Origin of the sequence: Lunatibacter salilacus (assembly GCF_009797935.1) — a bacterium.
Taxonomy (GTDB): Bacteria; Bacteroidota; Bacteroidia; order Cytophagales; family Cyclobacteriaceae; genus Lunatibacter; species Lunatibacter salilacus.
Genome location: NZ_VOLC01000022.1, coordinates 58,916 through 70,566, shown reverse-complemented (window position 1 = coordinate 70,566; position 11,651 = coordinate 58,916). Strand labels below are relative to the sequence as shown.

The 11,651-nt window shown below is 41.4% G+C and carries 14 protein-coding genes; 6 read left to right on the top strand and 8 right to left on the bottom strand.

Annotated features, from left to right (window positions below):
• Window positions 1-26 precede the first annotated feature (26 nt).
• The 4 genes from nudK (at window position 27) to FQ608_RS23225 (ending at window position 2,366) form a co-directional block, all read left to right on the top strand.
• Window positions 27-605: a GDP-mannose pyrophosphatase NudK gene (gene nudK, locus FQ608_RS23240; RefSeq protein WP_158860892.1), complete on the top strand. Its 579-nt coding sequence runs from the start codon at window positions 27-29 to the stop codon at window positions 603-605.
• 317 nt (window positions 606-922) lie between these two features.
• Window positions 923-1,276 (top strand): phage holin family protein, encoded by a 354-nt coding sequence (locus tag FQ608_RS23235; RefSeq protein WP_158860891.1) that lies wholly within the window; start codon window positions 923-925, stop codon window positions 1,274-1,276.
• On the top strand, window positions 1,277-1,603 hold the full coding sequence (locus FQ608_RS23230; protein ID WP_158860890.1) for a hypothetical protein: 327 nt from the start codon (window positions 1,277-1,279) through the stop codon (window positions 1,601-1,603).
• Window positions 1,590-2,366, top strand: coding sequence for a phosphoglycerol geranylgeranyltransferase (locus FQ608_RS23225; protein ID WP_234364355.1), 777 nt, complete (start codon window positions 1,590-1,592; stop codon window positions 2,364-2,366). The genes FQ608_RS23230 and FQ608_RS23225 overlap by 14 nt, the downstream gene beginning before the upstream one ends.
• Here the strand turns inward: FQ608_RS23225 and FQ608_RS23220 are convergent.
• From FQ608_RS23220 to panC, 6 genes are all read right to left on the bottom strand, one after another.
• Window positions 2,346-3,278, bottom strand: coding sequence for a helix-turn-helix domain-containing protein (locus FQ608_RS23220; protein ID WP_158860888.1), 933 nt, complete (start codon window positions 3,276-3,278; stop codon window positions 2,346-2,348). The two genes, FQ608_RS23225 and FQ608_RS23220, sit on opposite strands and share 21 nt — an antisense overlap.
• 130 nt (window positions 3,279-3,408) lie before the next feature.
• Window positions 3,409-4,557, bottom strand: coding sequence for an acyl-CoA dehydrogenase (locus tag FQ608_RS23215; protein WP_158860887.1), 1,149 nt, complete (start codon window positions 4,555-4,557; stop codon window positions 3,409-3,411).
• Between the two features lie 93 nt (window positions 4,558-4,650).
• On the bottom strand, window positions 4,651-5,343 hold the full coding sequence (locus tag FQ608_RS23210; RefSeq protein WP_158860886.1) for a zinc metallopeptidase: 693 nt from the start codon (window positions 5,341-5,343) through the stop codon (window positions 4,651-4,653).
• Window positions 5,344-5,376: 33 nt separating this feature from the next.
• A complete protein-coding gene (locus FQ608_RS23205) occupies window positions 5,377-6,378 on the bottom strand; it encodes a lysylphosphatidylglycerol synthase transmembrane domain-containing protein (protein ID WP_158860885.1) in 1,002 nt (333 codons plus the stop codon).
• A gap of 1 nt (window position 6,379) precedes the next feature.
• Window positions 6,380-6,727, bottom strand: a complete 348-nt coding sequence (gene panD / locus FQ608_RS23200; protein WP_158860884.1) for an aspartate 1-decarboxylase — start codon at window positions 6,725-6,727, stop codon at window positions 6,380-6,382.
• Window positions 6,728-6,748: 21 nt separating this feature from the next.
• Complete coding sequence (gene panC, locus FQ608_RS23195; RefSeq protein WP_158860883.1) at window positions 6,749-7,597, bottom strand: pantoate--beta-alanine ligase; 849 nt, start codon at window positions 7,595-7,597, stop codon at window positions 6,749-6,751.
• Between the two features lie 127 nt (window positions 7,598-7,724).
• On the opposite strand from panC, the gene FQ608_RS23190 reads away from it, so the two are divergent.
• Window positions 7,725-8,540, top strand: a complete 816-nt coding sequence (locus FQ608_RS23190) for a glycogen/starch synthase (protein ID WP_158860882.1) — start codon at window positions 7,725-7,727, stop codon at window positions 8,538-8,540.
• Window positions 8,479-9,879, top strand: a complete 1,401-nt coding sequence (locus FQ608_RS23185) for a DUF4270 domain-containing protein (protein ID WP_234364353.1) — start codon at window positions 8,479-8,481, stop codon at window positions 9,877-9,879. Before FQ608_RS23190 ends, FQ608_RS23185 begins: the two co-directional genes overlap by 62 nt.
• A gap of 17 nt (window positions 9,880-9,896) precedes the next feature.
• On the opposite strand, the gene prmA is transcribed toward FQ608_RS23185, so the two are convergent.
• Window positions 9,897-10,730, bottom strand: a complete 834-nt coding sequence (gene prmA / locus FQ608_RS23180) for a 50S ribosomal protein L11 methyltransferase (protein ID WP_158860881.1) — start codon at window positions 10,728-10,730, stop codon at window positions 9,897-9,899.
• A gap of 99 nt (window positions 10,731-10,829) precedes the next feature.
• The gene (gene tpiA, locus FQ608_RS23175) at window positions 10,830-11,591 is read right to left on the bottom strand and encodes a triose-phosphate isomerase (RefSeq protein WP_158860880.1); all 762 of its coding nucleotides are present in this window, start codon (window positions 11,589-11,591) and stop codon (window positions 10,830-10,832) included.
• Window positions 11,592-11,651 lie beyond the last annotated feature (60 nt).

Here is an 11,651-nt window from a genome sequence, read left to right as displayed (position 1 = left end):
TACCAATTCTGAATTAAGAATACGCGATGGATCCAAAAATTAAAATTTTAAAAACAGAAATACTTTCCGACAACTGGTATATATTGAAAAAGGTGACCTTCGAATATAGGAAGCCAGACGGGAAGGTAGAAGTTCAAAGCCGGGAGGCCTATGACAGGGGTAATGGAGCAGTGATCTTATTGTATAATCGGGAAAATCGAACGGTCATCCTTACCCGTCAATTTCGACTTCCTACCTACATCAATGACAATTCCTCAGGGATGATGATAGAAGCTTGTGCAGGAGTTTTGGATGAAGATAATCCAGAAGATTGCATCCGCAGAGAAACTATGGAGGAGACTGGGTATGAAATCAAAGAGGTTGAAAAGGTCATGGAGGCCTACATGACTCCGGGTTCAGTGACAGAAAAGTTGCACTTCTTCATTGCCTCATATTCCAGTGCCATGAAGAAAGGTGAAGGCGGCGGCATGGATCACGAGCATGAGAATATTGAAGTCCTCGAAATGGACATTGATAAGGGTATGAAAATGATTTCAGACGGAGAAATTGAAGACGCCAAAACCATAATGCTATTGCAATTCGTGAAATTGAACAGGATACTTTGAAAAGGCTGGTATTCTTAAACCGGTCCGCTTTAAATTGACTTGTAGCGAACTAACCACCTTGGATGGTTAATCAAGTATAGATAAGCCAATAGAATGACCATTACGTTTCTTTTTGGGGAGAATTTTCCCCCGGGGTGACTTTCGACAGCAATTATGGAAAGTAGCAGGTTGTTCTGCATAGGGTTTTTAGGCGGGACCATTAGTAAAAATACCTATTTTCTTTTTTTTGGAAGAGATTCGAAATTTTAAGCAAGGTTTTTGTGTAAATTGTGTTGAATTACTACTATCGATAAAACATAATTTTAAATTTCTTTGCGATGATGAACATTTCCGAAATTTTAGATACGGTCAAGAAACTTATAGAGCTCCGCATTAAGATTGCTATCAATAAAATCACTGATGACATAAGTACCGCCGTCACTAGAGTGGTTGTGTTGATTATGATGGTAATGGCTGGCATGTTTGTTCTACTTTTTGGAAGTATTTCTCTGGCATTCTATCTGGGTACTCTGTTTGAAAGTGTGTATTTGGGATTTTTGAGTGTTGGGGGGATTTACTTACTTCTCCTTTTGATACTCTTTTTAATCAGGAACACACTGACCTTCCAGACTAGTCTTAAAACCAGCTTGACCAAGTTTATATTCCTATTCAAATCCAAACCAGTAAAATAGATGTCGTTATTAGATCTAGAGAGAGATTCCGAAGAATTGGAACAAACTTTAAAAAAGCAGCTTGAGTTAGTTAAAAATGATTCGGATGTCTTCCTTAAAATAGCAGGAATTGCCCTTGTTTCAGGATTGGCAACGTATTCCGCATACAGACTGACTAGGGGCAAATCTGCCCCTAAAAAACTTAAAAAGAAATCCAGGAAGAGAAAAGGATATTCTTTTGTGTCCAATATAAGGCAAAGGCTTTTTTGGATGGCAATGGACTATGGCAAAAAGTTGTTTATTCAAAAAATGGGAGAAAAAATGCAGGCAGCAGGTGAAAAGGAATAATTCCATTGGGAAGCGCTTAAAGGGAATTCATCAGTCTGGGAAAAAGGCTGTTGCCCTTTTGGTGGACCCTGATAAATTTGAAAATCACCAGCTTCTTAAGAAGGTGTTGGCGGAAGCAATACATTATCCCTTGGAGATGATCCTCCTGGGGGGGAGCCTGATGACTACCAGAAAGCTAAACTTTACCATCAGGAGTATCAGAGAAATGATAGGTCCAATACCCATTGTGCTGTTTCCGGGAAATGTAATCCAGCTTTCTGGCAAGGCTGACGGAATTTTATTTTTGTCGCTGATATCCGGCAGGAACCCAGAATTGCTAATTGGACAACAGGTAGTCGCCGCACCGCTCCTGGCAAAAACCAACCTGGAAATATTGCCGACAGGATATATGCTTGTGGACGGTGGAGGTATCACCAGCGCCCACTACATGAGTCAAAGTATACCTTTACCCAACGACAAGCCAGAGTTGGCCTTGGCTACGGCGTTAGCCGGTCATTATTTGGGACTGGGTTACTTTTATCTAGACACTGGAAGTGGTGCCACCCAAGCGGTTTCCAGCCGATTGATTAAGGCTATAAGTGCCCGCATTAATTCACCATTGCTTGTAGGAGGGGGAATTGACACCACTGAGAAAGCCAAAGCCGCTTGGCAGGCAGGAGCGGATATCGTGGTAATAGGCAGCCGGGCAGAAAAAAACCCCGACTTCCTGATCGAGGTTTTGCAATACAGTGAAATGTATAACCTATCCCTGAACGTTAATTAAAGATTCTCTCCTTCTCATTTTTCCAGCAGGAAGTCCGTACATCATTTTGAATCTACGGCAGAAATACGCAGTATCTTTATAACCCACTTCTTTTCCAATATCCCGAATACTTTTTTTGGTAGTTCGCAGTAATTCCACGGCAGCTTCCATGCGTTGATATTCTATATAGTCCTGCGGATTGATGCCGGTTAGCATTTTGAAATATTGCCCCACATAATCTTCGGATACATTCGCAACTTTGGCCAATACTTTATTTGAAAGATCTCCACCAATGTTCTTTTTAATATAATTGAACATATCTATAAGTCGAGGATCTTTGAAATAGGTACTATTGGTAGAAAGTTCCTCCACAAATAGCCTGTTTTTCAATATATGGCGTACTATCTCTACGACAAGTAATTCGGTGTAAATTTTCATCACCCTTTCCTTGCCGGGAGTAATTTGTTCCGATTCTTTCACGATATCTTCTACGATTGACGCAATGCGGTCGTTGAAGCGGATTACAAAAGGCGGAATACCAAGTGAGTTGAAAAAGTTCACCACATCAAATACTTTGGCTTCAAACGTCACCGAGGTAACACAGTCATCTTCGAGGTTCTTTATTTCTTTGAAACTGATGGTTTGAAGGTATTTCTTCTTGTTCTCAATGAAAGTATCGTTGGTTGTTTCATTTCTTTTGGTGACCGTTCCAAAGGAGACCTTTGACGATCTGCCAGCCGGGACGAAAAGAATTTCACCTTCATTTACGACTTCTTGATCGTCACCAAAGTGAAGGCTACCACGGTGCAACAAAATTACAGTGTTCTCATTGTCTACGTAGTCAACGATAGTTACGGGTCGTTCAATTTTGTAATTATTCCCACGTAAATATCGTACACCTACCGATTCTATTACTTTATTGTAATATTCCATGATGGGGGCTTTAGGTTGTTTTTGTTAAAAGTATAGATTCATCTTGCATTAATGGGACAATATTAAAGAAAAAATTAGAATAAACTAAACAACGATAAAAAAATTTATATATTTTTTTTAAATACCCCTTTCAGTTCAATTTACTTAATAGACTTCGGGATATAACTATTTTTTGAATTTCGGAGGTGCCTTCGTATATCTGGGTGATTTTGGCATCCCGCATCATGCGTTCAACGTGGTATTCCTTGACATAACCGTATCCTCCATGCACCTGCACTGCTTCAATGGTCACATCCATAGCCACTTGTGATGCATATAATTTTGCCATGGCTCCCGCATCAGAATAGTCCTTTCCCTGATCCTTCAGCCAGGCGGCTTTCATTACCAACAGTCGCGCTGCTTCTATGGAAGTTAACATATCAGCTAATTTAAATTGTATTGCCTGATGCTCACATATGGGTTTTCCAAAGGCTTTGCGTTCTTTGGAATAGGCCACAGCCAACTCATAGGCGCCTCCCGCAATACCCAAAGCCTGTGCAGCAATGCCTATTCTGCCTCCATTCAGGGTCTCCATGGCAAATTTAAACCCAAAGCCAGCTTCCCCAATTCGGTTTTCTTTCGGAACCCTCACTTCTGTAAACATCAGTGAGTGGGTATCGGAGGACCGTATACCTAATTTGTCTTCCTTTTTGCCTACTTCAAATCCGGGTGTACCTTTTTCTAAAATAAAGGCTGAAATTCCCTTGTGGCCTTTGCTGGCATCTGTTTGCGCTATTACCAGGTAGACATCCGCAGTTCCTCCATTAGTAATCCAATTTTTTGTCCCGTTAATGACATAGAAATCACCTTCTTCCCTCGCAGTAGTTTTTTGGGATGTGGCATCTGACCCCGCCTCAGGCTCTGAGAGGCAAAAGGCACCTAGAAGTTGTCCATTTGCCAATTTGGTAAGATATTTTTCCTTCTGCTCCACCGTACCATATGTCTCCAAGCCCCAACAGACAAGTGAGTTGTTGACTGACATGATGACTCCAGCCGATGCGTCAACCTTGGAAATTTCCTCAATCGCCAGCACGTAACAAAGGGTATCCATTCCTCCCCCCTGAAATTCCGGACCCACCATCATTCCCATAAAACCCAACTCCCCCATGGATTTTACCTGTTCATATGGAAATATGCCTTTGGAGTCTCTTTCGATTACAGTAGGTAATAAATGGTTAATTGCAAAATCTCTAGCAGCATCCCGGACAGCTACTTGTTCTTCGGTTAGATCAAACGTCATCGTTTTTTTATTTAAAAAATCAAAATAGTAAAAAAAAAATAAAGGAGCAATTTCTTGCTCCTTTATCGGTAACTACTAGTTGGTTTAGAAAATTTAATCTCTGTTTCCGAAGAAGATAAAGGCATAATAAGCTAATGTAGCTAGAGACGCTATTGCGGCAACCACGTAGGTCATTGCAGCCCATTTTAATGCGTCTTTTGACATACCATACTCTTGGGGAGTTACGACATTGCGTTGTTGCACCCAAGCAAGGGCCCTACGACTTGCGTCAAATTCAACAGGAAGCGTCACAAGGGAAAATAAGGTCAGCACCCCATATGCGCCTACGACGATAATTCCTACGACTTCATAAGGCAGTCCAAATAAGGCTATTCCTCCAAATAATGCCGCTATGAGTACAATGTTCAAAATCTTTCCACTCGCATTCTGAATTGGCACTAGTGTGGATCTTAGTTGCAACCATGAATAAGAACTGGCATGCTGTACGGCGTGTCCACATTCGTGAGCCGCTACAGCAGTTGCAGCCGCATTTCTGCCATAATAGACATCCGGGCTTAAATTGACCGATTTATCCATTGGATTGTAATGGTCAGATAATTTTCCTTCAACACAATTTACCCGAACATTCCCGATATTATGATCCGCAAGCATCAATTCTGCAATTTCCTTTCCGGATAGGTTTGCCCTTAAAGCTACTTGGGAGTATTCCCTGAATTTTCTTTTTAACTTGTTACTTACGACATATCCAAGTATGCCGAATACTACTACAATTAGAATCAGTATCATCGCTGTTTGTTTTTAATAAGTCTCTGTACGTAACTACCGGATTTTAGGTTTACCTTTCCACGTTAATTTAGCCAATATTACTGAACTGACTAGTCCGACAATGAAAATGGTCAAAACCTGTGATCCGTGAACGATCATGGCAAAAATCTTGCCCTCTTCCTCCGCAATGCCATAAAATAACAGAATAAAAGCAACCAGCGCGTGAAAGGTTCCAATTCCACCCTGGACAGGCACGACCATTCCTATGCTTCCCATCACCATGATCATCAGCACAGAAGAAGCATTTAGGCCTGCTGTGCTTGGTATGGCCATGGCCACAAAATACATCATTGCATAATATATGACCCAAACTGAAATCGTTGAAATCCAAAATGCCACGGGGTGTTCCAAGTCTGACACACTTTTAATCCCACGGACAAATTGTCTTAAAAATTGACGAAATTTCAGAAACCTACCGCTGGACCTAAATCTAAGATAAAGCCAATATAAAAAGCCAAAAAACACTAACAGAATCGTAACCAAATATGGCAACCATTCGATTAAACCTGTCTTCAGTTTTTCCAAATCCACCAAGCTTTCCAACAATTCCAGAAAAACCGCTCTTTCCAACAGAAAAGCTAATATAATTGTGCCTAGCATACAAAGCATGTCAACAGTACGCTCAACCACTACTGTACCAAAAAGGCTTCCCATAGGTATGCTATCCGTTCGCTTCAGCACCCCACATCTGGCAACTTCGCCCGCCCTAGGTATGATGAGGTTTACCAGATAACCAAACATCAACGCCCAAAATATGCGGATAGTAGTAAAGCTTTGCTTTTCTCCGGCCTCAATGAGCATCTTCCACCGCCAAGCCCGAATCCAGTATCCTAATAAAGAAACAACAACAGACACCGCAATCCATAGGAAGGAAGTCTGGATTAGTGCCTGCTTTAACTGGTCCAATGCTATATCCTTGTACAGCAGCCAGAAGATCCCCATGCCCAACAAGAGGGAAGCCACCAATTGTACGAATTGTCGTACGGAGAGCTTCACCTTAGTTCAGTCTGTTCTTTTCGTCCGGAAAAATTATAACTGGCTGATGACTTTTGGCCTCTACAGCATCCATAGTGCAATAGGAAATAATTATAACAATATCGCCTACTTGTGCTTTTCTTGCCGCAGGCCCGTTGAGGCATACCTGGCCGCTACCTCTTATTCCTTTGATAACATAAGTTTCAAGACGTTCCCCATTGTTGATGTTTACGATTTGAACTTTTTCGTTTTCTATCAAACTAGCCGCATCCATCAAATCTTCGTCGATGGTAATACTGCCTACATAATGCAGTTCGGCTTGAGTGATCTTAACACGATGTATTTTAGACTTAAGAAGTTGGATGTGCATATTAATTTGGAACAAATATAATCAATCACTTAGCAGAATATTGTCGATGAGTCGGATATCACCCACGTAAGCAGCTATGCATATAGCCTGAGGGATTTGCGAGTTAATTTCTTTGGCAAGCGTAAAATCATGGACATTGACCAATTCAAGGTATTCAAGGCGAACCAGCGGTTTTTCTGCGATCAAAGATGCCGCCCTTTCCACGATATCCAACCAAGAGGTGCCCAATAAAAGTTCAGTTTTCGAAAATTGAAGGCTTTGATATAGAACCGTAGCCTGCTCTCTTTCTCTTTCATTTAGTCTCTGGTTTCTGGAGGAAAGAGCAAGACCGTTCTTTTCCCTGACAGATGCAATCATCGCTATCTCCAAATCAAAATGTAGATCTGAGACAAGCCGGCTTATAATACTTACCTGCTGCAAATCCTTTTGTCCAAAGTAGGCAACGTCCGGTGCTATTAGGTGAAACAGTTTAGCGACAATAATTGCTACCCCGCCGAAATGGTTTGGCCTAAATTTACCCTCCAAGGTATTTTCCAATAGTGAGAAATTAATAGATATGCCTATTGGCTGCGGATAGATTTCCTCCACCTCAGGAACAAAGACTAGGTCAACGCCCTCATCCCTAAGTAATGCCAGATCCGCATCAAGTGACCTTGGATATTTATCTAAGTCGTCGGGGTTGTTGAATTGGGCGGGATTGACAAAAATGGTGACAACTGTCAGGTCGTTCTCGGCTTTGGACCGTCTTACCAATGCCAGGTGCCCCTCATGCAATGCACCCATGGTAGGTACAAGTCCAATCTTCTTATCTGCCAGGTAAAATGGCTTCAAAAATGATTTTAAACTAGGAATTAGCTTGATAATGTCCAATTTCAGGTGGTTTCATTTTAGCAAAATAGCTGCAAAAGTATATTATAAAAAATAAAAACAATGGCTTTTCGCAATTTTTTTTGTAAATTTGTAGTCCCGTTATATCCCTTAACAAAACACACACGATATGTCTAAACTTCGTATCCTATACGTAGCAAGCGAAATCAACCCTTTCTTACAAACTTCTGAGGTTGCAAACTTTGTAAGGGCCCTACCTCAGGCCATGCAGGAAAAAGGTATGGAAATCCGTATTCTAGTCCCCAGATTTGGATTAATCAATGAACGTAAGAACAGATTACATGAGGTGGTGAGGCTTTCTGGAATTAATATTTCCGTTGGTGAGGAAGAAAAGCCATTGATTATCAAAGTGGCATCTATACCCAATGCTAAGCTTCAAGTTTATTTTATTGATAATGAAGACTATTTTCAACGTAAAAGCGTTTTCTTCGACAAGCAGGATAAGTTTTATGAAGACAATGACGAAAGAGCCATTTTCTTCTGCAAAGGTGTCATAGAAACCGTCAAAAAGTTGGGGTGGGCACCGGATATAGTACACTGTAACGACTGGATGACCAGCCTAATACCCTTGTACCTTAAAACTACCTATAAAAACGAACCATTATTTAAGGACACAAAATCCGTGTTCGCTATGTATAATAACGGATTTAGTCATAAATTTGGCGATGATTTGTTCGAAAAGATCAAAATGGTCGATATCGATGACAAATTATTGGCTCCATTGAAATCCAGGGATTACGAAGGATTCTTGAAGCTGGGAACTGCTTATGCTGATGTAGTCATCAGAGGTGAAGATACCACCGGCACGTTCACTCATTTAATAGAGGAATCATCAAATAATGACAAGAAATTTGAAATCAACAGTGAAGAAGAGGATCAACTTTTCGAAAGTTACTACAATATTTATACAGAGCTTGCCGGTTAAACTGGCAGGTTCGTTATTTCTTATTTTACATTTGGCAGGTTCCTGCTCAGATCCATCAGAAATCGGACTAGTTCTTGATCCCAGTACCAATCAAATAGGGGTTTTCTATGCAGAAATACCCCTTTCTGCTTCTATGGTTCTATATGACTCCTTCAATACCACTAGTCAGGGACGTTTGGTAATAGGAGGCGATGTGGATGATTTTTTCGGCACTACAGAGTCAATAGGCTATAGCAGGCTTTCCTACAATCCCAATGCGGCCAAGCCTAACAGCGAAGCTATCTTTGACTCCTTGAAATTCACCATCAATGTTCAAGCTACCGACGGAATTGGGTTCGATGCTCCAAAAAGCTATAGGGTGCATCGTCTAATGGAACCTATCTTAGACACCTCTTATTATAACTTCAGCCAACTTCGGTTTTCGGATGAAACAATAGCAGAGGGCTCTTTTATTATCCAGCCTGACACTGCCAACTTGTTGACCATGGATGTGAAGGCTGACTTGGCGGCGGAAATTTTTGAAAAACTTACAACCAACGACCCCGTCTTTACCAATATCTTTACCTTTAGGGACTATTTTCCAGGTATCGCAATTACCGGAAACGCAACCGACAATGCAAATATCTCGGCTGCTGTGGGTAACGGAACAGGAATGACTCTCTATTATCACTACACAGATGATACATTGTCAAGGGCCTATCCCATTAACACCATTCAGTCCCGGCATTTTAATCAGGTCAAAAATGACCGTACGGGTACACCCACCTCTGTTATCACTGAGCGGGGAGTTTCCTATGAAATTCCAGGAGATATAGTTGGCGGAAAGGCTAATTTGGGAATGTTTGTAAAAATCGACACTAGTCCCCTTGAAACCTTTCTTGATACGTTGGAAAATATAACCTTCAATCAAATTTTGATGGAAGTTGGTCCTATTCAAGAATTCCCCGAATTCAAACGCCCGCCCGGTAATATGGTCTTGTATTTTGCTTCTGAGAATAATAAACTTTACACCCGCTTTGACGGAGCTGTGATTGCGGTACAAGCCGAAAATGCAAGCCAAACAAGTATTGATCCGAATGGGAATGTCGTTCCTTCTTCGGGCAGCCAAAACTCTTTATCAATAAATCCGGAAACCCGGCTGTTCAGAAATCAGATAACCTCGTATATCAATGCCATCTACAGAAATGGCCTGATCCGAACAGATTTGTTTCTCTACCCGAACTTCCCCAGCGCACCAAACAACGCTGTAAGCTCGGATGAATCCAAAAGAACCTTACGTCAATATAAGGTGAATCAAGATCGGATTATGCTTAAAGTCTACTATACCCGAATTCGATAACTCTAAGTAAAAAACTATTATACCGTTTTCTTAAGTGCTATAGCAGCCCAATTATTTCTGATTCGTTGGTGATTAATCTTCAGATCAAGTAATTGGGCTTTTTGCATAATATCAGGTATATCATGTTCATAAAATCCACTGATTAACAACATACCTGTTGGGCTCAATATGCTGGCATACTGTCCCATTTCATCGAGCAATACATTTTTATTGATATTGGCTAATATTACATCATAAGGACCTGAAGGAGAAACTTCCCTGATAGTTCCTAAACCCATCTTGAGGTCGTGTAACCCATTAAGGGTAAAATTCTCATTGCCATTATCCACACACCAGTCGTCTATATCGAAAGCTTCCACAGTAGTTGCTCCCATCTTATGCGCCATAATGGCCAAGATACCTGTTCCCGAGCCTACATCCAGTACCGTTTTTCCAGCGAGATCTAGCTCCAATAAAAACTCCAACATGAGATGAGTGGTCGCATGATGGCCGGTACCAAAAGACATTTTTGGGTTGATGATGATTTCGTGGGCGAAATCGGTTCGCTCCGGATGAAAGGAGGCTCTCACGTAAACTTGCTTACCCACCATGATAGGATCATAGTTCTTTTCCCATTCCTCATTCCAATTAATGCGGGGCATCAACTCCGTTACGACAGAAAGCGCTGTCTGAGCGGCATATTTAGCGATCACCTCATCCAATGCTGCCTGGTCAAAGGTCCCCTCCTGTATATAGGCCTCTATGCCCTGTGGAGACTCCATAAAGGAATCGAACCCAATATCAGCCAATTCAGCCATTAAAATTTCCCCATATTCCGGCAAACAGGTAATCTTACAAACTAGGTAATTCATAGGAGCGGATTGAATTGTATAAAATGAACAAAGGCTTGATAGTAATCCCTACATATTAGTGAGAGTTCACCTACCAAGCCTGTAAGCTAGTTACTGAATTTAAAAGGATTTGACAATATCCACAAAGTCCCTGGATTTCAGAGATGCTCCGCCAATCAGGCCACCATCCACATCTGCTTTGCTAAATATTTCTTGGGCATTGTCCGGCTTGCAGCTTCCACCGTATAAAATGGATATGCCATCTGCAATGGCTTGCCCGTATTTGGATGCCAAATGCTTTCTAATTGAGGCGTGCATTTCTTGCGCTTGATCTGATGAAGCAGTTCGGCCGGTTCCGATTGCCCAGATGGGTTCATAGGCCAAAACAAGTTGTTTGATTTCATCTTCACTTAATCCGAACAAACTGGCAGTAAGTTGCTCAGTGACATAGGCATCTTGCGTGTTGGCTTCACGGATTTCAAGCGGCTCGCCACAGCAGAAAATTGGGGTCAGTCCATTAGCCAGAGCCAGCTTGACCTTCTCTGTTAACTGTTCATTGGTTTCTTTAAAATACTCCCGTCTTTCACTGTGGCCAATAATGACATAGGAAGCTCCGAATGAAGTCAAAATACCCGCAGAAACCTCTCCTGTATAGGCACCGGAAGCTTTATCGGAACAATTTTGTGCGCCTAAAAAAATATCTTTTGCCCCTTCTATCAGTTTTTTTACTGATTGCAAATGGGTAAATGGCGGGTTAATCACCACAGTGACAGGCTGATTCAATTCATCCTTGACCATATGTACAATTTCAGAAGTGAGCTTTTGCCCTTCTTCCAAGGTTAAGTTCATTTTCCAGTTTCCAGCTACTATTTTTTTTCGCATGATAAATTCTGTTAGGTTTTATATATTTGGACACAAATTCCCGTTTTTCTAAGGAATCTC